Raw genomic sequence first — 26,423 nt, forward strand, 5'->3', positions numbered from 1 at the left:
GCCACGTTACGTGGGGTTGGTGGTGAGCGGGCTGCTGATCCTCGCGGGATGCCAGGCGGGTCCAGCTACCTCCACAGACACCGTCGATGACAGTGCGGCGAGCGCCTCGGTGTCGGTGCTGGAATTGGAGGTGGGCACCTGCCTCAACGACGTGGATCAGCCACTCGCCCAAGACCTCACCGAGATTCCCTCCGTGTCCTGCACAGAGCCCCACCAGTCGGAAGTCTTCGCCGAGGTCGTCCTGGAGGGCGGTGATTTCCCCGGTGTAGACGAGGTGGCCTCTGTGGCCACCACAGAGTGCATGGCAGAGTTTGGGCGGTTCGTGGGCCTCGACTTTGCCGCATCACAGCTGAACTACCACTACTACTACCCCACGGCCAGTAGTTGGGCGCTGGGAGACCGCTCCATCTACTGCGTGGTCTTTGACCCCGGGCTAGACACTGTGGGCTCCCTCCAGGGGGTCGCGCGCTAGAGCCCCCGGTGTGAGGCCAGCCCCAGCCAAGCTGTCGACGAAAAATCACTCCGCCACCGCGAGACCTAGGCCAGCAGGGTACCGAACCGGTTCCATTATTCACCGGTTCACCTTCTGATAACGACTCGGGGGCCGACCGTGAGCGCTTGTCGACAGAAAACAACAAAGGCCCCGCCGATGGGCGGGGCCTTTGTGCACTGGGTGGAGATGGGGGGAATTGAACCCCCGTCCACTACTACCAAACGAAGTCTTCTACGGGTGTAGCGCGTGATGTCGTGTCTCTCGACCCCGTCCATTCGGCACACGCACCGTGAACGACAGGCCCAGTGTCAGTAAAAGTCCCGAGTGGCGCTGACACGCCACCACCCAGCTAGCCTTCTCCATGACGCCAGAATCCACGCTGAAGGCTCACGTGGTCTGACGGACTTCGGGCTCGCTAGCTACTAGGCAGCGAGGGCGAAGTCGGCGCGCTTTGTATTGGCACCTATTGGTATGCAGGGGGCGTTAACGAGACAACCCTGCGTTCTCGACCCGCTTCTCTCCGACTCATTAGCAATGTCGAAACCGATCATCCCCATGGTGAATCACTCGTGAAGCTGTTTTGCCACTGTGGAGTTATCAACTGACCGTAGCCAGCCCTCCAGTGTACACCCCAGGACACCCGGGCACCAGGTTTTTCCCAGCTGCCGGACGCCTCCACCCTCGGATGGGCTGGGAGTCACTCGGGCGCCCCCGAGGAGAGAAATCTATCGACGAACGACCGGATTTTTCCTCTGGCTCATATCCAACAGGGCAAACACCAGTGAGGCAATGACCAGGGCAACCGACGACACACCCGCCAGGGTGAAACCCTGCAGGTAGGCCTCGTCACTCACCACATCACCTGCTTGGCTGACGCCGTAAAACAGAGCGGAGAGCACCCCCGCCAGACCAATCGCCGTGCCAATGCGCTGACCCAATTGCGCAATGGAGCCCGCCAGGCCACCCTCACGCACCGGAATGTCTTCCAACATCAGGGTTTGGTTCGGCGAAATCACGGCACCGCCACCCAAGCCCGCCACGGCCATCGAGGCCGCGACCGCCCAGGCCATCCACTCGTTCGGGACCAGGTAACCCAGCACCAGGGTGCTGCCAAAACCCGTGATCACCAGGATTAAGCCCCCGACGACCAAAATGCGGCCGTAGCGGTGGACGACTAAACCGCTTCGCCACGAACTGAGCGCCGAGAGCAGGGCGAACGGAATCGTCACCATTCCCGCCACCACGGGAGAAAAACCCAAACCGTTTTGCAGCCACAGTGTTTGAGCGATAAATGTGGCGGGAAGGGCGGCGAAATAGAAGCTGGAAATCGCCACACCGTTTCGAAAGGACGAGACCTGAAACAGCGTGAAGTCGATAATGGCGACCCGGCCCCTGGCCAAATAACCCTTCTCCCAGGAGCCAAACGCCACACCGCCCACCACGGCCAAGACCAACCACCACCAGCGCGCGGCGTCATCGGTGTCGGTGCCGGTGGTAAGCACAAACGGCAACATGAAAGAAAACACGGTCACCCCGAGCAGGGTGGTGCCGACCACGTCGAAATCTTTCACCACGTAGTCGGGGACGTCCTGCTTTTTGGGCAGTAGGCGCACCGCGCCGATAAATGCCGCGATCCCCAGGGGAACGTTCATCCAAAACAGCAAGTGCCAGCCGAAGCTGGAGCCGCCCACCCCCACCAGAATTCCCCCCAGGGTGGGACCAAACGCCGTCGAGAGGCCAATCACCGCGCCAAAAATGCCGAACGCTCGGCCGCGCTCCTTGCCTAAAAACAGTTGCTGAATGAGACCCAAGACTTGGGGCATCAACACACCGGCGGCAAAGCCCTGGGCGATTCGACTGGCGACCAAGAGTTCAATCGTCGGTGAGAGTGCCCCGGCGAGGCTGGAGAGGGTAAAGAGAGTGAGGCCCACCAAAAACATGTTGCGCCTGGAATAGAGGTCGCCAATGCGACCGGAGGGGACCAGCAGAAGCCCGAAGGCGAGGACGAAACCGGCGACCAGAAGCTGGACCTGGGTGGCGCTCGCACCCAAATCATCCGAGATGGCCGGGATTGCCACATTGATTTTGGCCAGGTCCAGAATGGTCAAAGACGCCACGGCGACCGCAATGGCGTAGGCGCGCCAGCGGACCTTTTGTTCCTCGGGACTGAGGATGGGAATGGCGGCAGTCGAGGGCCGGGATGACCCGGTATCAGCTGAAGTCGACATCGCCTCCGAGTCTAGACCTCGAGGATGAGAGCGACCGGTTTACGCCTCTCCCCGGTTACGCTTGGCCATCGCCCGTTCCGCTTCGCGCTTATCCTGCTTTTCCCGCAGAGTCTGTCGCTTATCGAACTCGCGTTTACCCTTGGCCAACGCGATTTCCACTTTCGCCCGGCCATCCAAGAAATACAGCTTCAACGGCACCAGGGTGTATCCGCCGCGGGAGACCTGACCCGCGAGCCGATCAATTTCGCGGCGGTGGAGCAACAGTTTGCGCTTTCGCCGTGGCGGGTGGTTCGTCCACGTCCCCTGGGTGTATTCGGGAATGTGGATTCCTTCGATCCAGGCCTCACCGCGGTCGATCGTGGCGTAGGCGTCGACAAGCGAGGCGCGGCCGGCGCGAAGCGACTTCACTTCGGTACCGCTTAAGACCAGGCCCGCTTCAATCGTGTCCTCGATGAGAAAATCGTGCCGGGCTTTCTTATTGCTCGCCACGAGCTTTTCACCCGCTTCCCTCGCCACGATTCACCCCCTCGGTCCATCCGGGAAATCGTTCCCGGGCTACACCCGAAGGTACCGGCTAATCGATGCGTAGGAGGCCAGAGCGGCGAGGATCACACCGGTCGCCAACAAGATGGGCATCGCCGCAAACGCTTCGTCGTAGCCGATAAACACGGTTGTCGGCAGGGCCTCCACCAGGTAGCCGCGCACAAAGTAGTGCACGATCGCCCACACCGCACCACTGGCCAACACGGCGCCCGCGAGTGCGGCGACCACACCCTCTAAGACAAACGGGGTTTGAATGAAACGGTTTGAGGCGCCGACCAGTCGCATAATTCCCAGCTCCCGACGCCTGGAAAAGGCGCTGAGGCGAATTGTGGTCGAAATCAGTAGGGCGGCGGCGACCAACATTAACGACGCGACGGCCACCGCGGTGATACTGCCCGCGTTTAGGAGGGCGAAAATCTGGTCCAGGTAGCTTCGCTGATCGACCACGCTTTCCACACCCGCAAGGCCCGCCATCGCCTCAAAAATGAGGTCGGTTTGCTGCGGATCGACCAGGCTCACCCAAAACGTTTCCGGCAAAAACTCCGGTGAGACCAGGTCCACCACGGCGCTACCGGCGAACTGTTCCCGGAAGTTGTCAAAGGCCATCTGCCGGTCTTCGAAATAAAACGTCTCGATGTAGGGGCTGAGGCTCGCCGATTCCAATTGTGCTTCGACCGCCCGAATCTGGTCGGTGGTCGCTTCCTGCTGGTCGCAGCCACCCAGGGTCGAAAAGTCCGTGCACAGATACACCGCCACCTGGGCGCGATCGAACCAATAGTTGCGCATCTCCCCAATTTGCGACTGCAGCAGCACCGCGGTCCCCACAAAAGTGAGCGAAATAAACGTCACCAAGACGATGGAGACCACCATCGAGGCATTTCTGGCGAGGCCGGTTGCCACCTCGCGGAGGATAAAACCAATCCTCACGCGCGAAGCTCCCAGGGAAATGAGGCGGGCACTTCGTCGGGGTCGACCGAGAGGTCCACCCTCTGACGAATCGGTGTCGTCGTCGCGCCGTCTTCCGACTGAACCGGGGTGGGTGCCGTATCGGCTTCACCCAGTGGAATCGTGCTGGTTTGGTAACCGCCCTGGTGCTCGTCTCGGACGATGCGACCCTTCGAGATTTCCACCACCCGACGCTGCATGTGGTTCACGATGCCCGCGTCGTGGGTGGCCATCAAGACTGTGGTGCCGGAGGCGTTAATCCGCGAGAGGACGTTCATAATTCCCGCGCTGGTGGCCGGGTCCAAGTTTCCGGTGGGCTCATCGGCGAGCAAAATCGCGGGCTTATTGACCGCGGCGCGGGCGATCGCGACCCGCTGCTGTTCACCGCCGGAGAGCTCGTGCGGGAAATTCTCGGCCTTAGAGGCGAGTCCCACCGTTTGGAGGACATCGGGTACTGCCTCGTGGATAAACCCTTGGCTTTTCCCGATCACTTGGAGGGTGAAGGCGACATTGTCGAAAACCGTTTTTTGGGGCAGGAGCCGAAAGTCTTGAAACACCACACCCAAACTGCGTCGGAAAATGGGAACTTTCCTCGCGGGAATCCGCCGAAGATCTTGACCCAGAACGTGAACGCTGCCGGCACTCGGGCGCTCCTCTTTGAGCATCAGCCGCAGCAGAGACGACTTACCCGAACCAGACGAGCCCACGAGGAAGACAAACTCACCGGGTTGAATATCCAGCGACACGTTCGACAGCGCCGGCTGGGCGGCGCCTCGGTAGACCTTGGAGACCTGGTCGAAGAGAATCATGGCGTAATAAGCGTAGGTCTCCGCTCTCGCCAGACCCCGCTACGACACTCGATCGGGTGCGTTACGCCAGCGAATTCCCGCGCGAATAAAACCGTCGATTTCCCCGTCAAACACGGCTTGGGGGTTACCCACCTCGAAATCGTTTCGCAGGTCTTTGACCATTTGGTAGGGCGCGAGCACATAGCTGCGCATTTGATCACCCCAGCTGGCGGTGATGTTTCCCGCGAGTTCTTTTTTCTTCGCGGCTTCCTGCTCACGCTGGAGGAGCATCAACCGCGACTGGAGCACGCGCATCGCCGCCAAGCGGTTTTGGATCTGGCTTTTTTCGTTTTGACAGGAGACCACAATGCCGGTGGGCAGGTGGGTGATGCGCACCGCCGAGTCGGTGGTATTCACCGACTGCCCTCCGGGGCCGCTCGAGCGAAATACGTCGACTCGAATGTCGTTTTCGGGGATGTCGATTTCGGTGACTTGGGCCATCAGCGGAACCACTTCGACGGCGGCAAAGGACGTTTGTCGTTTGCCCGCCGAATTGAAAGGGCTCATGCGCACCAAACGGTGGGTGCCCGCCTCCGAGGCGAGGGTCCCGAATGCAAAAGGGGCGTCGATTTCGATGGTGGCCGACTTAATTCCCGCCTCTTCGGCATAACTGGTGTCCAAGACACGAGTGGGCAAGTCGTGGGATTCGGCGTAGCGCAAATACATGCGCATGAGCATTTCGGCGAAATCGGCCGCGTCCACTCCGCCCGCGCCGGAGCGGATTGTCACAATGGCCGGCAGCTCGTCGTATTCGCCATCCAAGAGTGTTGTAACTTCTAAATCGGCCAGCGCCTGCTCGATGGAGTCCAGCTCCGCGGCGAGTTCCGTCGCCGAATCGGCGTCCTCTTCGGCCATCTCCCGCAACACGTCGAGATCATCGAGGCGTTGACGAAGCGACTCGATACTTCTCGCCTCCGATTGGCGGTGGCTCAGCGCGCTGGTGGTTTTTTGTGCGGCCTCGGGGTCGTCCCACAAGTCGGGTGCCGAAGCGGCAGCGGAGAGTCGCTCGATTTCTTCTCGCAGTCGATCCAGATCTAACACCGACGCGATGTCGTCGAAGTTTTCTCGAGCGTGGGCGATGCGCTGGGTTATATCGAGTTCAGACATCGTCATCCCAGACTAACCGAGGCCAGACTGACCGAGCCCGCATAACCGAGCCCAGACTGACCGAGCCCTGACGGACCGATCACCGACCCACGGCGGCGAGACGACCCGACCGAGAGTTAGGACAGTGCGCTAAACGCCGTGCTCGGAAGGTCCCGCTCGTCGGCTTCGATTCCCTCCACGATCCTGGCAACCACCGCGCGCGGGTCCAAACCTTGCGGGAAGGCCGGAGGTTGTCCCGCAACCGGATGCTTCGAAAGCTCCGTGTCGGTGTGACCGGGCCTGGCATCAACAAGCCGGATGCCTACGCGGCGAAGCTCCCGACTCGCTGCGGCGAAGTGCGCGTGCAGGGCGGCCTTGACCGCTGAATACGCAGCGAGGCCCGCCGTGGGCGATTCGGACACCACTCCGGAGAGTGCCAGCATGAACGGGCTCCCTCCCGCCTCAGCAGAGCCCTGCAGAGCGGGTGTCGCCGCACGAAGCAGCGCCATTGGGGCTTTTGTGTTGACCTCCCACAGCGCGTCCAGAGTCGAATCGGCCACCTCGGCGGCCGGGCCAAACGCCACGGCACCGACGGCGAAAATCACGCCGTCGAGGCGTCCGTGGGCCGCCACGGCGGCCTGGACAAAGCGCTCCGGAACACCCTCCTGTGTGATGTCGCCGGTGACGGTGGCGCCGGGAATTCCCAGCGCCTCGAGGGCGGCCTGGTCGCGGCCCGCGAGAGTGAGCTGGGCCCCCTTTTGGTGAAGAATCTGGGCAAACTCACGGCCCAAACCCCCTGTGGCGCCAACGAGAAGAACGGATGCTCCCTGAAGATTTGTCATGACTGTGAGTGTTCCAGCGCTTTCTGCACGTTCGCTCAGTGCCTATCTCCCTCAGAACAATACGGCGGTTTCCAAGGCATCAGCGAATGACGCTGCGCGAGAGCGCCTCGGCTTCGATGGGAAGCGACAGCGGTAAGAACTCTGACCACAGCGGGGCATACCAGGTCGCCTCGAGGACAACTCTCGCTCGGCTGCCATCGGGGGTATCTGCGCGAATCAGGCGAAGCTCGCGGTGGGAAACCTCCGGAACGCCGCGGAGAAACTCGAGTGCCGCGTCAGCCACCCGCCCAGACTCCAGCGGCGCCACTACTTCATCGCCACTTCGACGAAGCCTCGCGGGATCAAAAGATTCCGCACCGCGCAGCGCGGTCGCTTCGGCGAGCGCGACGAGGCGATGGCGCTCAATCGTGAGCGAGGTGGCCGAGACGACCGCCATCGACACCGCGAGCGCGAGCGCCATCGCGCCAGCGACCAGCGGAAGCATGGAACCCCGCTCTGGGCTGAACTGCCCAGTCCAGCCGCGCTCCCCCGCACACTTGCGAATCACGGGTCACCCCGGTAGTCAGAGACCTGCGCTGAAGCCACACCGGTGATGGGAACGCTCACGGGCAGGGCGGCGGGGATGAGCGGAATGGCGCCCAGCGGGACGTCGGCCACGACGGTAATTTCGACCCAACTTCCCGGATCCAAACAACCACTCGTGGGTCGACAGCGAAGAGACACGGCAACGTCGTGATCGATGGTGAACGCCTCGAGGGCGTCGGAAATCGCCCGCTGGGTGCCCGGCACTGCGCTGGAGAGCGCTGTGTGTTGGGTGAAGACTCGCACCCCATGGCGGGCAGCGGCATCAGTGGCGAGCGCCGCCTGTTGCAGTCCCCACAGCGACACGGTGAGTAGTACGAGAGGGATGAAGAGAACCACTCCGGCGACCAGGAACTCCAGCGAGGCCCGGCCTGCGTCTAATTCCCGACGATTAGTCGGGTCGCTCCAGTGGGGCGGTGGCTTCCACACGAATCTCACCACCCACACTCCACAAACCCACTGTGGGAAGGGGCGCCACGACGCTCACGAGAGAAACGGGTTGCCCCGCCACCGTTATCTGCCCGGCATCAACGCTCTGCGCGTAGCCTGGTCCAAGCCCCTGGATGATGAGTCGCCTGGTCAATTCAGCCCCGTCTTCTGATGTGGCGTTGTAGTAGCTGGCGAGCCGGGCGCCCTCCCACGCCGAGGCGTGAAGGGTGTGTCGCACGTGGACGACCAGGGTGACGTGAATCGTTGCGAGCGCGAGTGCGACAAGAAGGCCTGAGACCAACACGAATTCGGCGGGGGCATTACCCCGCTCGGGAGACTCGCTGTTCACCCCTGGGGGGCGAGCATCATCCGTGCGGGTACTAAAACGACGTGACACGAGAGATGGCTTGTTCGAACACTCCGGCCAGAGCGGGACCCGCAGCCGACCAAATCACAATCACGAGCCCCGCCGTCATCAGGGTGATCAGGACCCAACCCGGAACGTCACCCCTTTCTCCGGGGCGGTTCTCGAATGTGTTCATGGCTTTTCCCCTTCCTACCGGTTGCCCACAGCGTAAGAAAGGCCGACACCACCCGGGGGAAGTTATCCCCAAGCCAGATTCACATGCCTCGACAGGTGTACACCGGAGGAACGACGGGCTGGATTCCGGAACGTTGTCTGCCTGAAGCCTCGACCATGTCGGGGCTTCAGTGCTTCATGGCGACGACAAACGATACCCCTCGACGTGTTGCGCGATGTGAGGGGCATGAGCGCCACCTCGCACAGCGGGATCACGACCACACGCGAGACAGGGAACACTAATGCGCAGGCTTTCCTTCCGCCGTCCGGGTCGACCCTCTATCGGGGCACCGTTCGCTCCAGGTAGGGCTTGGCCTACCTAGTAGCGTGTTGCAGGGCAGAACAGGCGTAGAGTGTTGACGCGTTAATTCGTGTAGACGGAAAGGACACCCTGGTGACTGGCACCGAGGCGACAACCGATGCAACCCAGGAGTGGGCCGTCGTGGGAGACCGCATCCGAGCGGCGCGTGAAGTCATGGGAATGAGCGTGCGGGAGCTGGCGCGACGGGTCGATGTGTCCGCGAGCCACGTGTCGCAGGTGGAGCGCGGTCTCGCGTCTTTTAGTGTCCGATCCCTCTACAACGTGGTGAGCATCCTGGGTGTGTCGATGGACAGCCTTTTTGAAGAGGCCAGCACCCCAGAGGGTGGGCCCCTCCTGGCGCCGCCAGACGAAGCGGATGTGACGGCGGAGGGTGGCCCTCTCGATGAGTCGGGCATCGTGCTGCGCCGCGGATCTCGCCCCACTTTGAAGCTCCAGTCGGGGCCGCGGTGGGAGCGGCTGACGGCCAAACCCGAAGAAGCCTGCGAATTTTTGGAAGTGGTGTACGCGCCAAATCCTGGCGGCGAACCCCCCGAGGACTACATTCGCCACTCTGGCCGGGAATACGGCGTCATTCTCTCGGGTGTGTTGAACGTTCAGATTGGATTTAGTGAAGCGCTGCTCGGACCGGGAGATTCACTGGCGTTCGATTCGCGCATTCCCCACCGTTTTTGGAATTCGGGCCCCGACGAGGTTCGGGCGGTGTGGTTCGTCTCGGACCGCGACGAAAACACCGAGGGTGAGACCAGTAATTCTGCCGCCGTGGGCCACCGTAACGGGCACGACTTTTAAGCCTTCCGCGCACTGAGAAGCGTTCTGCAATAGATAACGTTTCGGTAAATCTGCAACCGTCAGTGGACATGGTGTTATGTCTGTGTTTACACTTGGCGCACAGCCCAGCATGTGGGCCGTGCACACTTAGGCAAAGGAGCCCCAGACGTGACACCTTCTGCGTCCTCATCGACCGGGCCAGTCATCGAAGCCCACAGCATCGTGAAGAAATTCGGCGGAGCGATTGCCGTCGACGATGTGTCCATTGAGGTATATCCCGGGGAAATCCACGCGGTAGTCGGCGAAAACGGGGCGGGCAAATCCACGCTGATGCGGGTCCTTGCCGGTGTGCACCAACAAGATTCGGGCTCGGTAATCGTCGACGGAGTAAAGCTCGAAGGTGGCGCGAAAGAGTCCATCGACCTCGGAGTCTCCCTGGTCCACCAGGAGCTCTCACTCGTGCCGGAAATGACTGTTGCCGAGAACATTTTGCTCGGCTCGGCGCCGACAACACTGGGATTCACCAATTTTTCGGAAATGAAAAACATCGCTCGCTCAGCGCTCGAGGAAATCGGTGTCAGCGTCGACCTCGACGAGCGAATCTCGCGCCTTTCGGTCGCTCTTCGCCAGTTTGTCGAAATTGCTCGTGCGGTGGCCCGCAAACCCAAAGTGCTCATCCTGGACGAGCCCACTGCAACACTCACTCCGGCGGAGACCGACTACTTGCTCGAAATGCTCCAGCGTCTTGCGGGGCGCGGCATGGCGATCGTCTACATCTCCCACCGAATCCCCGAAGTGTTTCGAATCTGTCACAACGTGACCATTCTTCGAGATGGCAAGCGGGTGTCGGTGACCGCGGTGGCTGAGAGCACGCCGGAGGGTGTCGTGGACCAGATGGTCGGTCGCGAGCTGAAAAAGGACCTCGGATCACACCGCGACGCCACGCCCAGCGATGTCGTGTTGAAAGCAGAAGGAATTCGGGCGCCCAGCGTCGATGACGTCGATCTCGAGGTTCGGGCGGGCGAAATCGTGGGTCTCGGGGGACTGGTCGGTGCCGGACGGACCGAAATAGTCCGAGCAATCATCGGTGCCGATGCCCGCAAATCCGGTCGGGTCACGATTACCGTCGACGGAAAAACCCGGATCATCAGTTCGTACCAATCTGCTATTCGGGCCGGGGTGGGGTACATTCCCGAGGAGCGTCGCGTCGATGGTCTCGCGCTGACCATGACGGTCGCAGAAAATATCAACCTGCCAAACCGCAAAGAGCTCTCCACTGCGGGTTTTCAACAGATCAAAAAGATCCGCACCTTCGCCCAGCGTCTCGCCGAGCAAGTCGGCTTGCGACCGCCGGAAATTAAGCGCGAGGCCGGACAGTACAGCGGGGGAAACCAGCAGAAAATCGTGATTGCCAAGTGGTTGGGTCGCCGGCCTGCGGTCATGGTTCTCGACGAACCCACCCGCGGTGTTGATGTCGGAGCCAAAGCAGAGATTCACCGCTTGATTAAAGAGCTCGCCGATCAGGGCACGGCGGTGTTGATTGTGAGCTCCGACCTTCCTGAGCTGCTCGAGCTCTCCGACACGATTCACGTCGTACGAGACGGAAAGATTCAGGGCTCAATCGGGCACCAGGATGCGACGGAAAAGGCAGTGATGTCACTCGCCTCTGGAGAGAAATTGGTGGGTGCGTAATGGCGAAAGAATCACTGACCGAGCAGATTGCTCTGACCGAGGTGGTCGCTCAAGAAGCCCCGAAAAAGACATCGGGCGTGGGGCTGTGGCTGACCCAAAACGGGGTGTTCTTGTTCCTGGTGGTCTTGGCCGTCTTCGCGGCGTTCTTCGTGAACGGTTTCGGCTCGCTGGACAACGTCACCAACATTCTCAACCGCGCGGTGCCTTTGGGGATCGTCGCGGTGGGGATGACCTTCGTCGTCATCAGTGGCAACTACCTCGACCTCTCCGTCGTGGCCCAAGTGGCGACATCGGGAGTCATTTTCCTCGCGGTAGGAAGCGAATATGGCCTCGGAGTGGCCGCCCTGGCCGCTACCGGAGCGGCCATTTTGTACGGCCTGGTCAATGGCCTAGCGGTTGGGCTATTCAAAGCCAACGCGGTAATCGTGACCCTCGCGACCACGTATATCGGTCTGGGTCTGCTTCGGTACTTTTCCGGTGGCTCGATTTTCTTTGGACCCCCGGACGGCCCCATGGACGTATTCGGATCCGGCAAAGTCGGGCCGGTCCCCTACTCGGCCTTCGTGTTCCTCGGGTTAACACTGGTGCTGTCTTTGGTGCTCACCCGCACCAACTTCGGATTTTTGGTCAAGTCCTTCGGGGTCAATGAGCGGGCTACCCGCCTCGGTGGAGTGAACACCGACATGGTCATCGTCGGGGCCTTCTTAGTGACCGCGTTAGCGGCCATGATCGCCGGGTTTGTCTTCGCGGCCTTTTCCAACACCGCCGTGTCGACGATGGCCCAGGGGTTTGACTTCAAAGCACTGGGGGCCATCATCATCGGCGGTACCAGTGTCTTTGGAGGGCGCGGGAGCGTGCTCCGAACACTCCTGGGAGTCATCTTCGTCAGCGTTCTCGACAACGTGTTGACGTTGCTCGGCTTCACCTTCGGCTTCCAGCAGCTGGCTCTGGGAGTGCTCATCCTTTTGGCCGTCACTCTCGACGTCCTGTCACGAAAGTTGGGACAGCAATGACGCAAACCATGGAACTCGGAAACCTGCAAAAGCCCGGGCTTGGTCCCAAACTAAAGGCTTTTGTGAGGAGGCGCACGGAGGGTCGTGCAGTCATCCTGCTGGCCGTCATTTCGCTTGTGGTGGTCTTTTACGAACCCCTCGTATTCACCGCCTACCCCGTGACGCTCGGCCGAATTGCGCTCATCGGTTTGGTCGCGCTCGGACTCACGGCGGTCATCCTGATGGGTGAGCTCGATCTGAGTGTGGCCAGCACACTCGCGGCTTCTGGTGTGATCGTCGCGGTCATCCCGGATCTTCGCATCGCGATTCCCGTGGCACTGCTGACAGGCATCGCGGTCGGCATCGTCAATGCGTTTTTCGTCGCCATTGTCGGAATCGCCTCCTTCATTGCGACCCTCGGGATGCTCTTTGGCCTCAGCGGCCTCGCGTTCGTGCTCTCGGGTGAGGAGCCCGTGAACCTCCAAAACCAGGATGCCGGCATCCTCTTCAGCCAGCCGGTTCTCGGACCACTCACTCCGCGAATTTTGCTCTTCTTCCTCGTATTCATTGCGCTCCAGTTGTTTGTCACACGCATGAAGGCAGGCCGGGAATTCTTCGCGGTCGGGGGTAATCGGCAAGCGGCCTACGATTCGGGAATTCCCGTCAAGAGGCGCATCTTTACCGGGTTCATCATCTCCGGCTTCGTGTCCGCCCTCGCCGGCGTGATTTATACCCTCACCCTGACCACGGCATCGCCGGACGCGGGCTCGAATGTTCTGCTCAGTAGTTTTGCGGCGGCCATTATTGGCGGCAACTACCTCAAGGGCGGTAAGGGCTCGATCGTGGGAACCCTGCTGGGAGCGACCGCGCTGGGCATGCTGCAAACCACGTTCTTAATGTCCGGAATTCAAGTTCCGGTTCAAAACACACTCATCGGAGCGATCCTGCTCCTGGCAGTAATTACCGACCCCACTAGTCTTCGCGCGCTTATCGAGAAACTGCGCTCGGCACTCTCGAAACGCGCGAAGGTTGCACCAAGTTAAGCGGAGCAACCACGGTCTCCTCCCGGAGGCCGAAATCACAGAGAAAGAAAGAGGAGAGGCTACTTGATGTTCAAATCACGAAAGTCACTGGGAATGGCGGGCTTGCTCGCTGTTGCTGGACTCACCCTCGCCGGATGTGCTTCGGCTGAGGAAGCTGCCACGGAGGAACCCACCACCGAGGAAGCCACCACTGAGGAGGCCACCACTGAGGAGGCGGCCGCCGAAGAGTTCGAGGTGTACGCACTCTTCCCGCAAGGAAACGACCAGGCGTACGGAAGCACCCTGATCGAGCCATTGCAGGAGAACGCAGCAGCGCTCGGCATCAACATTACGCTCACCAACTCGGGTTACGACGCCGTAAAGCAGCAGGCTGAGTGTGAAACCGCCGTTGCCGCACAGCCCGACGGCATCATGCTGTGGCCCGCCGTGAGTGACGCGGTGCGCCCCTGCCTGGTGTTGGCTGACAACGCTGGTATCCCGGTCTGGGTCATCAACACTGACGTTGGTCCCGCCGACGCCCCGTTGACCTACGGCTACTCGGGTCCTGACACCTACGGCCAGGGCAAAGCTTCTGCCGAACTGATGTGTGAGGCAGTGGGCGACGAAGAGGTGAACATTATCCAGGTCAACGGTGCAGCCGGAAACGGAACTGCAATCGACCGCGACAATGGTTTCACCGACCACGTTGAGGCAAACTGCCCGAACGTGACCATCGTTGCTGAGCAGAACGCCGACTGGACTCCCGCGGGAGCACAGCAGGTCGCTGCAGAAATGCTCGCTGCTGAAGGTGTCGAGAACATCGGCGGCATCTACGCAGCCGACGACAGCATGGTCGACGGGGCCGTCAAGGCCTTGGAGGCTCTCGGTGAGGATGCAAGTGAGTACTACATCACCGGTATCGGTAACACCGTCCTCGGAAACCCCCTAGTAAAAGAGGGCAAGATGTACGGCACCGTGTTCCAGTCCTCGGGCTGGGAGGGTGAGAACGCTCCCGAGTACATGCACCGCGTACTCACCGGAGAGATCGCCCAGGGCGACCGCGTCACCGCATACATGCCTTCTGTGAAGGTGACTGCTGAAAACGCGGACGACCCAGAGGTCGCTCCCGAGTGGTAAACCACTAATTTCACTTCGGTGAAAATGTTGTGGGTGGGGTGTTTTGTCACCCCACCCACAACACCATCGCATGACCCGCACGACCCAGACCACGACACCACCAACCACACGAATTGAGACCATGTCTGACTCGCTCTCCACTGATCAGGCCGCCGCTGTTGAGACCCACGCATCGCGTGAAGCTGCTCCAGCTCCCCTGATTCCCGCCTTGGACTTCGCCAACCGTCAAATCCCCGCGCACGGCACAATGGCCGTCGACTTCGAAGCACGAGTGGACTTCCACCGCTTGCGCGACTACCGGCTTGGCCGGGCGATGGATGCGCTCAACCAGTCCGAGTGTGGTGCGTTCCTCCTGTTCGACTTTTACAACATCCGCTACGTCACCCAAACCTGGATCGGTGGTGCACTGGGCGACAAAATGTCGCGCTACGCCCTCCTGATGCCCGATGGCAACCCCCACATTTGGGACTTCGGCTCCGCGGCGAAACACCACCGCCTGTTTGCCCCCTGGTTGGAGGAAGGCCACTCCCACGCCGGCATGCTCGGACTTCGAGGCGCTATCCACCCCGAAGTGGGCCTCATGAAAGAAGCCGTCACGCACATCAAAAACATGCTCACCGACGCCGGAGTCGTCAATGACCCCATCGGTGTCGACATCGTCGAGCCCGCATTCCTCTTCGAAATGCAAGCACAGGGCCTCGACGTTCGAGACATCCAACAAGACATGTTGGGTGCCAGGGCCATCAAAAACGTCGACGAGATCATGCTGCTCTCCCAAGCAGCCGCCATGGTCGATGGTGTCTACCAAAACATTGTCGACGTGTTGAAACCCGGCATTCGCGAAAACGAGATCGTTGCTCTCGCCGCGAAACGTCTCTACGAACTAGGCTCCGACCAGGTTGAAGCCATCAACTCGGTCTCCGGTGAGAGGTGTAATCCACACCCGCACAACTTCACCGACAAAATCATTCGACCCGGAGATCAAGCCTTCTTCGACATCATCCACTCGTTTAACGGCTACCGCACCTGCTACTACCGCACATTTAGTGTCGGAAGCTCTAACCACTTCCAACACGACGCCTACACCAAAGCCCGCGAATGGATGGATGCCGCGATTGCGAAAGTCGCCCCCGGTGTCGGAACCGACGAAGTCGCCGCCCTCTGGCCCAAAGCCACCGAATTCGGGTTCCCCAACGAAATGGAAGCCTTCGGACTCCAATTCGGCCACGGACTAGGACTCGGCCTCCACGAACGCCCCATCATCTCCCGACTGAACTCCATGACCAACCCAGTAGAAATCCAAGAAGGCATGGTCTTCGCCCTGGAGACCTACTGCCCCGCCCCCGACGGCATCTCCGCAGCACGCATCGAAGAAGAAGTCGTCGTGACCAAAAACGGAGCCCAAGTCCTCACCAGATTCCCCGCACAAGAACTCTTCGTCGCCAACCCCTACTAAACAGGGCGAGGCAGACAGAGGACCCCAGAGAGTAAAAAGAGCCCTCCCCTTCGATGGGGAGGGCTCTTTCGTTGTGTCTGAGCGTGTGAGGTGCTGGGTTCGCTAGTTACCGGCTTCACCCGCGGCGACCAGAAGGTCCTGGTTGTCCCAGGAGGGAGTTAGTTCACCGGATTCAATCCTGTGGGCGATGTCGAGTATGGCTTCGTTTACCGGTGTGGGCATCCCGATTTCTTTGCCCTTTTTCACCACATAGCCACAAAACGCATCCAACTCCGCCCGGCGACCTTTGTCCCAGTCTTGAAGGACAGCAACACGGGTAGTGGGTTGGGAAAAACGTGCCAGAACGGCGTCGAGGAGATCGAGTGCGTACTGCTCCGAGTCGGGCATCTCCTCGGCGGTAATGCCGAGCGAGGGCATAAACGTCACACCGAGGGCTTTCGCCAGACCATAGGCCTCGATGGAGGCCTGATCCATCGCCTGTCGAATGGTGGGGTTTCCGGCGGCCTCCACCAGCGGTGCTCCGAGAATTCCTGAGGGCAACATCTCTGGAATGTTGGCCAAAAGCTTCATCCACTTCGCGGAGCGAATGTCGTGGGTAATTTCCACCTGAGCGCCGTGAGAGAGCACCTCGTGGACCTGTCGCACCCGGTCGGTAATGGCTCCATCCAGAGACCCCACGGCCAACCAGGTGCCCTCGCGGGTCACTTCCCGGTTGATCAGACCGGGCTGTGGCATATTGGCCGCAATTCCCACCACACAGCCCACTGTCCGCTCGGGTCCCAGAATCTCGGAGACGTCATCAATGGTCATCCCGTTTTGGGTGCCCACAAACACCGAATCCGGCCCCATCAACGGTCTCATCAGTTCGGCAACCCACCTGGTGTCGTAAGACTTCACCCCGGTGAAGACAATGTCGAAGGTTCCCCGCAGTGTGGGAACGTCATAGAGGTGGTACGGATGAAACGCGGTGTGTTCGGTGCCGGTCGGCATGTTCACACTCAACCCCGATTCGCGGATTGCGTCGACGTGTGGGGCCCAGGGGTCAATGACGGTGACGTCGACACCGGCGTTGATCATGTCGGCACTAAGCGATGCTCCGACCGCCCCTGCACCACAAAAAGCCACTCTCATCTTCTCTCCCTACAATCTGGCTTCAACCACAACCCGGCTAACTGTTCTCTCTGGATTCGCCCAGCTGACTGAGCGTAATCTCAGCCAACGCCGACCAATCCTTATCCGCCAAATCGGGTTGTTCGAGTGCCTCATCGAACACCGCCCGCAATGCGGAACTGGTCGGCAGGGTGATGCCGGCCGCGTTCGCTGCCGACTCTGCCAATCCGAGGTCTTTCAACCCAAGCTCCAACGAGAAAGCCTGTGGCAGGTATTCGCGCTCGGCCACCAGATTGCCGTATCCGCTGTAGACCACACCGCCAAAGAGCGTGTTCGTGAGAACTTCGACAAAGTCCTGGGGTTTCACCCCCGCCGCGGTGGTCAGTGCCACCGATTCGGCGAGCGCCTGAATGGCGTGAATGATGTTGTAGTTGACCGCTATTTTCACCAGGTTTGCCGTTCGCGGATCCTCTCCCATCGGCCAGGTGCGCGCCCCCATCACGTCATAAAACGGTTGGAGGGCCTCGATATCAGCCGCCTGGCCACCGGCCAAGATATTGAGTCCCCCCGCTGCGGCGACATGGGGTCGACCGAGCACCGGCGAGGCCACATAGCCGTGCCCGTGTGAGGAGAAGCGCTCCGCCAGGCTCTGACCCATATCGGGACTGACCGAAGCCATGTTGGCGTGCACGATGCGGTGGTCGGGAAGGTGTTCTTCTGACAACACCGCATCGGCAGCCTGGTCGTTGGCAAGCATCGATACGGACACGTCCACTGCGAGGGCTTTCGCAGGATGATCTACCGCGGTGGCCCCTGCCTGCTCCATCTGCACTCGGGGTGCCTCGGAGCGATTCCAGACAACAACCTCGTGTCCGGCATCGACCAGGCGGGTAGCCATGGCTTGACCCATGGAACCTAGTCCGAGGAATCCCACCTTGGCCATGGCTAGCTCCTCCAGACCGTCTTAAAGTTGCAGAACTCCCGGATTCCCGGGGCACCCAATTCACGACCGAAGCCGGAATCTTTCACCCCACCGAAGGGCAGCTCCGGGTAGGAAATGGTCATCCCGTTGACGAACACTGCTCCGGCTTCGATGTTTTTGATGAAGTAGTCTTCATCGCTGGCGTCAGTGGTCCACAGCGCTGACGAGAGACCGAACGTGGTCTGGTTGGCCACTTCAGCTGCCTCTTCGCGTGAGGACACCCTGTAGACGCTGGCGACTGGGCCAAACGCTTCCTCCATCACCAGGCGCATGCCGGGCTTCAGGTCATCCACAACAGTGGGTTCGTAGAACCACCCGGCGCGTTCGGGGGCTTTGCCTCCGGTGCGAATGGTGGCGCCTTTGTCGCGTGCGTCGTCGACCAGTTCTGCGATTTCATCGCGTCCCCGCTCCGTGGCGAGGGGCCCTACCTGGGTGGCTTCCTCCATGGGGTCGCCCACCACCAGTGCGGACATTTTGGCGACGAACTTCTCCATGAACTCGTCGTACACGTCGGCGTGGACGACGAAGCGTTTACCGGCAATGCAGGACTGGCCGTTGTTGTTGATTCTCGCCGTGACGGCCACGGTGGAGGCCTGCTCGATGTCGGCAGAGGGCATCACGATGAAGGCGTCGGAGCCACCGAGCTCCATGACGGCGGGCTTGATGTGTGCCCCAGCCTGTCCGGCCACGGCACGACCGGCGGGTTCTGAGCCGGTGAGGGTGACGGCTTTGATCCGACGATCTTCGATCAGTCCGGCGATCGGGGCCGAACCGGTGAGGATTGTGGTGAAGGACCCGTCGGGGAAACCGGCGCGGGTGAACAGGGAATCCAGATAGAGCGCCGAATGGGGAACGTTGGAGGCGTGCTTTAACAGCCCAGTGTTCCCGGCCATGAGTGCGGGAGCAGCGAAGCGAATGACCTGCCACAGAGGGTAGTTCCAGGGCATTACGGCCAGGACGACACCGAGGGGTTGGTAGTGCAGGTAAGCCGTGGAAGCACCCACGATGCTGGGGTCCTCGAGGGGTTCATCGGCGAGAAATTTGTGGGCGTTTTCGGCGTAGAAGCGGGCGTTTTTTGCACACTTGAGGACTTCACCGACCGACTGGGCGATGGGCTTACCCATCTCGATGGTCAGCATTGTGGCTAGCTCATCGACTTCCTCTTCGAGGATGTCCGCCGCTTTTTTCATCCACACGGCACGCTGGGCATAATCGGTGGCTTTCAGTGCCTGGTAGGCAGCTTCTGTTTTGACCACGCGGGCTTCGATTTCCTCAGCGCTGTGATCGCCGAAGGTTTCCACGGTTTCGCCGGTAGCGGGGTTGACGACAGCTATTGCCATGTTCTTACTCTCATCCTGTGTTGGGGTCTGGTTCGGGGAAAATCTCGGGGTGGCGCTCGAGGTTTACTCGGGTGCGGCGGATGTGAATGGCGACGACCTGTTCGGCGAGTTCGAGATCACCATCGCGCAGGGCGCGCACCAGCATGTGGTGGTCGTCGTGGTAAAGACGCATGTGTTCACGATCGACAGATCCGGTGTAGGCGCGGCGATAGGGCTGAGTCGTATTCCACAGTTGGGTCACGAGATCACCCAGCACGTAAGTGCCTTCCGCCCGGTAGGTGGCAAAGTGAAATTGACGATCGAGGTCGAGAAACACTTCGAGGTCGTCGGTCTGCTCCATCTCGTGGGCCAAGCTCGCCATCTGGGCGATCACGCTGTCGGTGAAGTATTCGGCTGAGTGGCGAAGCAGGAGGGGCTCGATTCGCTCGCGCGTTTGATAGACCTCGGAGCACTGCGCGAGGGTGAGGCTTTGAACCCACGCGCCCGTATTGGCCACCAAGCGCACCAGGCCTTCGCTTTCCAGCTGGCGCAGTGCCTCTCGGACGGGAATGCGGGATCCGCCGTAGCGCTCGGAGAGATCTTCTTGAACAATCCTCTCCCCCGGTTGGTATTCGCCGGAGAGGATTGCCTGTCGGACCGCCTCGGCGATGCGATGGCTCGCTGAGCCATCGCGCACTGCCGGGGTGGTTTCACTCACGCGCCTATTCTCCCGGTTTCGTCGGATTCCACATGATGACGTCGCTGTCTGCTTCGTAGGCTTTGCCGTCGGGGTAGCTGACCAGTTCGCACTGCATGCCCCACGGAGTGAGGAAGTAAATCCAGCGCTGCCCGGTAGCGTTTTGTTTGCTCTCCACCGGCTCACCCAACACCTCAACGTCATGGTCTGTGAGGAACCCGATCGCCTCGTCTAAGTCATCGACGTAGAACGCGAGGTGGTGGCCACCGATGTCCGAATTTTTGGGTTGTGGTGCGGGCGGTTCCGGGGTGATCCACTCGAAGATTTCGAAGTTGGTGCCAAAGCCGCAGCGAAAGTGCCGGTTTTCTCTAATGACCGAGCGCGGGTGAACATTGAGTTGCTCATTCATCCAGTTATCGTCACGCTCGAAGGGCCCCAGCGCGTAGACGCGCTGGCATCCGATGATGTCGACGAAGAAGCGCTCGGCCTGGTCGAGATCGGGCACGGTGAAGCCGATGTGATCGGTGCCGCGCATTCCCGGTAATGGCATCAGACACTCCCTCATGTCTCGCTGATTGCATCCAGTATGACGGCAACTACGCGGAAGCGCCAGCCTTTCTCCCAAAAAAAGGGTGACATTGGATACTATCTGGTGTACCGTGTCAGCGACCCCAATGAAGGGACCCACGCGGCGTCGCCGCGAGCCGGACACGGAAGAAGGCCACTGTGGCGAAAGAAAAGAAACTTCACCCGCTTGAACCCTGGGTGCACATCAGTTCCGACAAATCCGACTGGGATAGCGCGGACCCCACACTCTTGCACTCCATGCTCGTGCAACTACACCTCATCCGTGCCTTCGAAGAGACCGTGCTCGAACTCGCCGGCGAAGGGCTCGTCCACGGGCCCGCACACTCGTCGGTCGGCCAAGAAGGAGGCGCAGTAGGCTCCGTCGTCGGACTGCGCGCCACCGACGCCATTAACGGCTCACACCGTGGCCACCACCAATTCCTTGCCAAAGCCCTCGGCTATGTCGCGCCGCAAGGCTTCGATAAGAACTCCCCGGTCACACCGGAAATTCAGACCGTGTTGCAGAAAACACTCGCCGAAATTCTCGGCCTCGCTCAAGGCTTCTGTAAGGGTCGAGGCGGCTCCATGCACCTGCAGTGGCACGAAGCTGGCGCGTTGGGAACCAACGCCATCGTCGGCGGCGGTGTTCCGCTGGCCGCGGGAAACGCCTGGGCCCAACAACACGCCGGAACCGATGACCTCACCGTCACCTACTTCGGTGACGGAGCGGTCAACATCGGATCTGTCCTGGAGAGCATGAACCTCACGTCCGCGTGGGATGTGCCGCTGGTCTTCTTCATCGAAAACAACCTCTACGCGGTCTCCACGACGGTCGAGGAAGCCACCGGAGAGCCCCGGCTTTCCGGTCGCGGAGTCGGCTTTGGGATCACTTCTCTGCAGGTGGACGGCATGGATCCGCTGGCCGTGCACCTCACGATGCAGAAGGCCGCCGAGATTGCCCGCTCCGGTAAGGGCCCCGTCGTCGTCGAAGCAGAGGTCTACCGCTTCTTCCACCAAAACGGTGCCTTCCCCGGTTCGGCCTTTGGCTACCGCAGCAAAGAAGAAGAAGCCTCCTGGCGCGAGCGCGACCCACTGACCCGGGTTGCCAGTGAAATGATCACCCGAGGGCTGATTACCGAAGACGAGGTCGCGCAGCTTCGCGCCGAGGCGCAGTCGGCGATGGCTCAGGCGGCCGCTGAACTGGTCGAGCAGGACCCGGCCGGTAAAGCCGGAGTGCGCCGCATCAAACCCGACCTGTGGCCGAGCACCGACTTTGTGAACGTGGGTGTTCGCGGCGACCTCAGCGAACTCGCGGGGGCCAATACCCGGGAGGCAGGCCAGCCCGGCGAGGTCGAGGAGGTCCGCTTCGTCGACGCGGTCGCCGCGGTGATGGACCGCCGGATGGGCCTCGACGAGCGCATTGTCGTCCTCGGCGAAGACGTTCACCGACTAAAAGGCGGCACCAACGGTGCCACCAAGGGTTTGACCGAAAAGTATCCCGGGCGCATCCTGGGAACCCCCATTAGTGAGAACGCTTTTGTCGGCCTGGGAGGGGGAATGGCTCTCGATGGTCGCTTCCGCCCGGTGGTCGAATTTATGTACCCCGACTTCTTGTGGGTCGCGGCAGACCAGGTGTTTAATCAAATCGGTAAGGCCCGACACATGTTTGGCGGCGAATCCCCGGTACCACTGGTGCTTCGCACCAAAGTAGCCATGGGGACCGGTTACGGATCCCAGCACTCGATGGACCCCGCGGGAATCTTTGCGACCGCACCGGGATGGCGCATCATGGCGGCATCAAACCCCCACGACTACGTCGGCATGATGAACGCTGCGTTGGCCTGTGATGACCCGGTGCTGATGATTGAGCACGTCGAGCTCTACGGCGATAAGGGCACCATTCCTGCGGGCGATCTGGACTACCAGATTCCCTTTGGAACTGCGCGGGTGGTCCGCGAAGGCGCCGAGGTCACCGTGTTGAGCTACCTCTCCATGGTGCACAAAGCCCTCAGTGCCACCGAACAGACCGGTGTCGACGCCGAAATTATCGACCTGCGCTTTTTGGACCAGGCGAGTATCGACTGGTCCACCATTGAGACGAGCATTGCCAAGACCAACGCGGTGATGATTGTCGAACAGGGCGCCAGGGGCACCTCCTATGGCGGCTGGCTCGCCGATGAGATTCAGCGACGCTTCTTCGACCACCTCGACCAGCCGGTCATGCGAGTCAGCGGTCAAGAAGCCTCCCCCAGCATCTCGAAGGTCCTCGAGAGCGCCGCGATTGCCGGTGTCGACGACGTGGCCGCCGGGCTTGAGCAGGCGCGAATCAACGCAGGAGGGGGGCGCTAATGGCCGTCGTCATTCGAATGCCCGAAGTGTTAGCCGGCGCGGTCGAAGCCGTGTTGTCGCAGTGGATGATGCAAGAAGGCAGCGACGTCTCGGTCGGCGACACCCTGGCGGAAATCGAAACCGAAAAAGCAAACGTCGACTACCAGGCAGAAGAACAGGGTCGCTTGGCCCGAGTCCTCGTGGGCCCGGGCGACACCGTCGAGGTCGGCGCACCCATTGCCGTCTTCGCCGCACCCGGAGACACCGACGATGATATCGATGCGGCTCTCGCCGCAGCAGGAATCGGTCAATCGGTCGGCCAATCCGGTGGTGCCAGCGAGCCCGCTGCCACACCGGCCGCCCCAGCCACCGACGCCTCGGCCGAGGCGCCCGCTCCGGCTCCACAAGACGATCCTGCTCCCTCAGCTGTAGAGGTATCCCCCGCACACAGCGGAGCTGTTCCTCCGGTATCGGGTGGGCGCATTTATGCGAGCCCCCTGGTGCGAAAGCGGGCCCGGGAGGCAGGAATTGACCTCACCCAGGTGATGGGAACGGGCCCTGGTGGGCGCATCGTCAAGAAAGACCTTGAGGCGATGGCCGCCGCCGGCACTTCAGCGCCGGCCGCGCCGGCCCAAGCTGCTCCTGCTCCTGCTCCTGCCGGACAGGCTCAAGTCACACCCGCTACTGCAGTATCCCCAGGGGCAATGGTCTCCGGTGACGCCGAATACACCGACCGACCTCACTCCGGTATGCGAAAGGCGATTGCCAGGAGGTTGACCGAATCGAAGACGACCGTTCCCCACTTCTATGTGGGTGCTGACTGTCGTGTGGAGAAATTGCTGGCCGCTCGCGCCGAAATGAATGAGGCCACCGGTGTCAAGCTTTCGGTCAATGACTGGGTCATCAAAGCAGTCGCGAAAGCCATGCTGGACGTGCCGGAGGCGAACGTCATCTGGCGCGATGAGGCCCTGCGCTACTTCAACAGAGTCGACATCGCCATCGCTGTTGCCGTGGAGGGTGGACTACTCACGCCGGTTCTGCGCGGGGTGGAGTCGATGAGCCTCACCGAAATCAACGCTCAGGTGAATGCGTTGGCCTCAAAAGCCCGTGATGGCAAGATCACCCAGGCAGAAATTGAGGGCGGAAGCTTCTCGATTAGCAACCTGGGGATGTATGGAACGGACGCCTTCCAGGCCATCCTGAACCCTCCACAGTCAGGAATCCTCGCGGTGGGAGCCGCACGAGATGCTGCAGTGGTGGAGCAGGGCTCACTGGTGGCGGGCACGGTGATGACCGTCAACCTCTCGGCTGATCACCGTGCAGTAGACGGAGCGCTGGCTGCCGAATGGATGAAGGCGTTCCGCCACTACATCGAACACCCCCTGGCACTGCTTGCTTAGAGTGAACACCGGGGTGTCGTTTGGTCGACAGTGGCACGCGCTTCTGGACTCTCTGGAGCCCAGAGAGTAGAAAAAACATAGTGTGCACGGCCGACCACCGAGTGTAAGCTGAGAGTTAACACCCGGCGGTAGTGGGCGGGTTGACCCCCCACTGGGCCACAACACACTCCACAATCCAGCTCAACGAGGAGACAGAAATATGGACACGCAACGTCTTGCGGGTAGAAAAGCACTAATCACCGGCGCCGCCCAGGGTATGGGTGCAGCGATCGCGAAGAACTGGGCTGCGCAAGGCGCAGCAATCTGCGTGGCAGACATCAACCAAGAGGGCATCAAAGAGGTTGCCCAGGAGATCCGCGACGCGGGGGGTCAGGCCACCCACTTTGTCCTCGACGTCACCAGCGAAGAACAGGCCGAGGCCGCTGTTGCTCACGTGGTGAGCGAGTTTGGCGAAATCAACCTCCTGCTCAATAACGCCGGTGTGAACAAGCCGACCATGTTCCCCGATACCCCCAAGGAAAACTACGACTTCATCATGAACGTCAACGCCTGGGGCAAGTTCAACGTGATGCGGGCAGTGTCCAAGCAGATGATTGCCCAGGGCAAGCAGGAGGAGCCCTACAAAATCATCAACGTCGGGTCGATTGCCTCCAGGATGTCCTTCGATGACATCATCCCCTACTCGATGGCCAAGCACGCGGTGCTCGCCCTCATCCGCGGTGGAGCCAAGGCTCTTGCCCCCCACGGCATCACCGTCAATGGCTACGGCCCCGGTGTGGTGCGCACAGAAATGTGGGAACAGCTGGATAAAGACCTGGTCGAAATCGGAAAGTTCGAGCAGCCCGGTCAGTCGATGGACAGCCTCGCGGCCAACATGATTGAACTCAAGCGCTACTCCTACCCCGACGACATTCTCGGCACCGCCGCCTACTTGGCCAGTGCCGACAGCGACTACATGACCGGTCAGCTGATCATGATCGACGGAGGCATGGTTTACCAGTAAACCGCCAACGACACATCACAAAGGTCCCGCGGGTAAACCCGCGGGACCTTTGCTTTCCAGGATCATTCGGGTGCAACGACCTCAAGACCCATTGACCGGGCGGTTTCCCGAAATCGCTTGTCGTAGGTCACGATCCAATCAATGTCACTCACAACAGTGAGGGCACTGGCCAGGTGAATGGCATCGAGGCTTCCAAGTGCGGGACCGACCACTGCGCCGGCGATTCGTCCCGCCGCATCACAGATCGCAGTCGTCAGGGCCAGGAGCTGAACACTGCGAAGAAGTATTCGTGCGTCGTCAGGGTTTCCCCCCACACGCCCCGTGACCGCCAGGAGTTCGGTGCGCAGGAGCTCGGAAGAGACCAGGGTGCGTGGGCCTGGCTGCCTGGCCAAGTGTTCTCGGATAAAGGCTGCCAATGCAACCGATTCTGGCTCGTCGACAATTAACTTGGCTGCCGCCGAGGCGTCGAGGTATAAAGCCCCCACTACTGCTCCTTGCGCAGCTCACGCAAGGCGTCAGTGCCTTTAGTGGAGGGCTCACCTCGAGGAATCCGGTCGAGTAGCGCAGTGATGTCCCGATCGGGAGTACTCACCAGTCCGGCCTCAGCGAGCTCGGCAAGCGTGGTGGGTCCCGCGGGCATAATCTTCGCTACTGGGTTGCCATGGTCGGTCACGACCAGTATTTCGCCTTCTCGAACACGATTAATCACCGCAGAAGCATGCTGCTGAAGTTCCCTGATGCCTACCCTGTTATCCACAATATACTACACTGTAGCATATTTGGTCCGTGCGGCCTTGTTCGGGCCGACTGGGATACTGAGGCCATGTGGTTAGCCCAATTCATGTTCACCCCCGGTGACTATGACGCCGAGTTTCACCGCCTGAACGACGCCATCGACGCTTTCGCCGAATCACTGGAGGGTTTTGTGGGGGCTGAGCGCTGGCTCTCCCCCGATGGCAAAACCCAGAACTCGATCTACTACTGGCGGGATCGGCAATCCCTCGGCGAATTTTCCCGATTCCCCGAACACCTTGTCGCGAAAAAGAACTACC

Annotated in this window: 28 protein-coding genes and 1 other RNA gene; 11 read left to right on the plus strand and 18 right to left on the minus strand. The window is 60.8% G+C overall.

Annotation, left to right across the window (positions count from 1 at the left end; all coding sequences use genetic code 11):
- The first annotated feature begins 22 nt into the window (after positions 1–22).
- On the plus strand, positions 23–472 hold the full coding sequence (locus RI518_RS04510) for a septum formation family protein (RefSeq protein ID WP_310689475.1): 450 nt from the start codon (positions 23–25) through the stop codon (positions 470–472).
- Between the two features lie 199 nt (positions 473–671).
- Here the strand turns inward: RI518_RS04510 and ssrA are convergent.
- From ssrA to RI518_RS04565, 11 genes are all read right to left on the minus strand, one after another.
- Positions 672–1,048: a transfer-messenger RNA gene (gene ssrA, locus RI518_RS04515) on the minus strand.
- Positions 1,049–1,218: 170 nt separating this feature from the next.
- Positions 1,219–2,721: an MFS transporter gene (locus RI518_RS04520; RefSeq protein WP_310689477.1), complete on the minus strand. Its 1,503-nt coding sequence runs from the start codon at positions 2,719–2,721 to the stop codon at positions 1,219–1,221.
- Positions 2,722–2,760: 39 nt separating this feature from the next.
- The gene (smpB, locus tag RI518_RS04525; RefSeq protein ID WP_310671413.1) at positions 2,761–3,237 is read right to left on the minus strand and encodes an SsrA-binding protein SmpB; all 477 of its coding nucleotides are present in this window, start codon (positions 3,235–3,237) and stop codon (positions 2,761–2,763) included.
- Between the two features lie 39 nt (positions 3,238–3,276).
- Positions 3,277–4,191 carry a permease-like cell division protein FtsX gene (gene ftsX / locus RI518_RS04530; RefSeq protein ID WP_310671411.1) on the minus strand — a complete coding sequence of 305 codons (915 nt, stop codon included), beginning with the start codon at positions 4,189–4,191 and terminating at the stop codon, positions 3,277–3,279.
- A complete protein-coding gene (gene ftsE, locus RI518_RS04535; RefSeq protein ID WP_310671410.1) occupies positions 4,188–5,018 on the minus strand; it encodes a cell division ATP-binding protein FtsE in 831 nt (276 codons plus the stop codon). Before ftsE ends, ftsX begins: the two co-directional genes overlap by 4 nt.
- A gap of 39 nt (positions 5,019–5,057) precedes the next feature.
- Complete coding sequence (prfB, locus tag RI518_RS04540) at positions 5,058–6,164, minus strand: peptide chain release factor 2 (protein ID WP_310671409.1); 1,107 nt, start codon at positions 6,162–6,164, stop codon at positions 5,058–5,060.
- Positions 6,165–6,280: 116 nt separating this feature from the next.
- Positions 6,281–6,985 (minus strand): SDR family oxidoreductase, encoded by a 705-nt coding sequence (locus RI518_RS04545; RefSeq protein WP_310689480.1) that lies wholly within the window; start codon positions 6,983–6,985, stop codon positions 6,281–6,283.
- A gap of 79 nt (positions 6,986–7,064) precedes the next feature.
- Complete coding sequence (locus RI518_RS04550) at positions 7,065–7,469, minus strand: hypothetical protein (RefSeq protein WP_310671407.1); 405 nt, start codon at positions 7,467–7,469, stop codon at positions 7,065–7,067.
- 59 nt (positions 7,470–7,528) lie between these two features.
- Positions 7,529–8,005 carry a hypothetical protein gene (locus RI518_RS04555; RefSeq protein WP_310689482.1) on the minus strand — a complete coding sequence of 159 codons (477 nt, stop codon included), beginning with the start codon at positions 8,003–8,005 and terminating at the stop codon, positions 7,529–7,531.
- Positions 7,959–8,345: a pilus assembly protein gene (locus RI518_RS04560; protein ID WP_310689498.1), complete on the minus strand. Its 387-nt coding sequence runs from the start codon at positions 8,343–8,345 to the stop codon at positions 7,959–7,961. The genes RI518_RS04555 and RI518_RS04560 overlap by 47 nt, the downstream gene beginning before the upstream one ends.
- Before the next feature lie 31 nt (positions 8,346–8,376).
- The gene (locus RI518_RS04565; RefSeq protein WP_310671404.1) at positions 8,377–8,538 is read right to left on the minus strand and encodes a hypothetical protein; all 162 of its coding nucleotides are present in this window, start codon (positions 8,536–8,538) and stop codon (positions 8,377–8,379) included.
- A 432-nt stretch (positions 8,539–8,970) separates the two neighbouring features.
- On the opposite strand from RI518_RS04565, the gene RI518_RS04570 reads away from it, so the two are divergent.
- From RI518_RS04570 to RI518_RS04595, 6 genes are all read left to right on the plus strand, one after another.
- Positions 8,971–9,687 (plus strand): cupin domain-containing protein, encoded by a 717-nt coding sequence (locus tag RI518_RS04570; RefSeq protein WP_310671403.1) that lies wholly within the window; start codon positions 8,971–8,973, stop codon positions 9,685–9,687.
- A 147-nt stretch (positions 9,688–9,834) separates the two neighbouring features.
- Positions 9,835–11,358: a sugar ABC transporter ATP-binding protein gene (locus RI518_RS04575; RefSeq protein WP_310689483.1), complete on the plus strand. Its 1,524-nt coding sequence runs from the start codon at positions 9,835–9,837 to the stop codon at positions 11,356–11,358.
- Positions 11,358–12,371: an ABC transporter permease gene (locus tag RI518_RS04580; RefSeq protein WP_310671400.1), complete on the plus strand. Its 1,014-nt coding sequence runs from the start codon at positions 11,358–11,360 to the stop codon at positions 12,369–12,371. Before RI518_RS04575 ends, RI518_RS04580 begins: the two co-directional genes overlap by 1 nt.
- Positions 12,368–13,393, plus strand: a complete 1,026-nt coding sequence (locus tag RI518_RS04585) for an ABC transporter permease (protein WP_310689485.1) — start codon at positions 12,368–12,370, stop codon at positions 13,391–13,393. The genes RI518_RS04580 and RI518_RS04585 overlap by 4 nt, the downstream gene beginning before the upstream one ends.
- Positions 13,394–13,459: 66 nt before the next feature.
- A complete protein-coding gene (locus tag RI518_RS04590) occupies positions 13,460–14,509 on the plus strand; it encodes a sugar ABC transporter substrate-binding protein (protein WP_310671397.1) in 1,050 nt (349 codons plus the stop codon).
- A gap of 121 nt (positions 14,510–14,630) precedes the next feature.
- Complete coding sequence (locus RI518_RS04595) at positions 14,631–15,965, plus strand: M24 family metallopeptidase (protein ID WP_310689486.1); 1,335 nt, start codon at positions 14,631–14,633, stop codon at positions 15,963–15,965.
- A 102-nt stretch (positions 15,966–16,067) separates the two neighbouring features.
- On the opposite strand, the gene RI518_RS04600 is transcribed toward RI518_RS04595, so the two are convergent.
- Genes RI518_RS04600 through RI518_RS04620 form a run of 5 tightly spaced genes read right to left on the minus strand, consistent with a single transcriptional unit; the run spans position 16,068 to position 20,623 of the window.
- Positions 16,068–17,096, minus strand: a complete 1,029-nt coding sequence (locus tag RI518_RS04600; protein WP_310689488.1) for a 2-dehydropantoate 2-reductase N-terminal domain-containing protein — start codon at positions 17,094–17,096, stop codon at positions 16,068–16,070.
- Between the two features lie 37 nt (positions 17,097–17,133).
- Positions 17,134–18,018, minus strand: coding sequence for an NAD(P)-dependent oxidoreductase (locus RI518_RS04605; RefSeq protein WP_310689489.1), 885 nt, complete (start codon positions 18,016–18,018; stop codon positions 17,134–17,136).
- Between the two features lie 2 nt (positions 18,019–18,020).
- Positions 18,021–19,397 carry an NADP-dependent succinic semialdehyde dehydrogenase gene (locus RI518_RS04610; protein ID WP_310671393.1) on the minus strand — a complete coding sequence of 459 codons (1,377 nt, stop codon included), beginning with the start codon at positions 19,395–19,397 and terminating at the stop codon, positions 18,021–18,023.
- A 10-nt stretch (positions 19,398–19,407) separates the two neighbouring features.
- The gene (locus tag RI518_RS04615; protein ID WP_310671392.1) at positions 19,408–20,094 is read right to left on the minus strand and encodes a GntR family transcriptional regulator; all 687 of its coding nucleotides are present in this window, start codon (positions 20,092–20,094) and stop codon (positions 19,408–19,410) included.
- Between the two features lie 4 nt (positions 20,095–20,098).
- A complete protein-coding gene (locus RI518_RS04620) occupies positions 20,099–20,623 on the minus strand; it encodes a VOC family protein (protein ID WP_310671390.1) in 525 nt (174 codons plus the stop codon).
- A gap of 176 nt (positions 20,624–20,799) precedes the next feature.
- Between RI518_RS04620 and RI518_RS04625 the strand changes: the two genes are divergently transcribed.
- The 3 genes from RI518_RS04625 to RI518_RS04635 all read left to right on the plus strand — a co-directional run bounded on the left by RI518_RS04625 (position 20,800) and on the right by RI518_RS04635 (position 25,371).
- Entirely contained in the window at positions 20,800–22,989 is a 2,190-nt protein-coding gene (locus tag RI518_RS04625; protein WP_310689490.1) for a thiamine pyrophosphate-dependent enzyme, read from the plus strand.
- On the plus strand, positions 22,989–24,368 hold the full coding sequence (locus RI518_RS04630) for a dihydrolipoamide acetyltransferase family protein (protein WP_310689491.1): 1,380 nt from the start codon (positions 22,989–22,991) through the stop codon (positions 24,366–24,368). The genes RI518_RS04625 and RI518_RS04630 overlap by 1 nt, the downstream gene beginning before the upstream one ends.
- Positions 24,369–24,567: 199 nt before the next feature.
- Positions 24,568–25,371, plus strand: coding sequence for an SDR family oxidoreductase (locus RI518_RS04635; protein WP_310671387.1), 804 nt, complete (start codon positions 24,568–24,570; stop codon positions 25,369–25,371).
- A gap of 62 nt (positions 25,372–25,433) precedes the next feature.
- Here RI518_RS04635 and RI518_RS04640 read toward each other — a convergent pair whose 3' ends face one another.
- Both RI518_RS04640 and RI518_RS04645 read right to left on the minus strand, forming a co-directional pair.
- Positions 25,434–25,856 carry a type II toxin-antitoxin system VapC family toxin gene (locus tag RI518_RS04640; RefSeq protein ID WP_310689493.1) on the minus strand — a complete coding sequence of 141 codons (423 nt, stop codon included), beginning with the start codon at positions 25,854–25,856 and terminating at the stop codon, positions 25,434–25,436.
- Positions 25,856–26,128, minus strand: a complete 273-nt coding sequence (locus RI518_RS04645; protein WP_310689495.1) for a type II toxin-antitoxin system prevent-host-death family antitoxin — start codon at positions 26,126–26,128, stop codon at positions 25,856–25,858. The genes RI518_RS04640 and RI518_RS04645 overlap by 1 nt, the downstream gene beginning before the upstream one ends.
- 66 nt (positions 26,129–26,194) lie before the next feature.
- Here RI518_RS04645 and RI518_RS04650 point away from each other — a divergent pair.
- Positions 26,195–26,423: hypothetical protein (locus tag RI518_RS04650; RefSeq protein WP_310689496.1), on the plus strand; the 229-nt coding region annotated here is incomplete at its 3' end.

Origin of the sequence: Pontimonas sp. (assembly GCF_031581085.1) — a bacterium.
Lineage (GTDB): Bacteria > Actinomycetota > Actinomycetes > Actinomycetales > Microbacteriaceae > Pontimonas.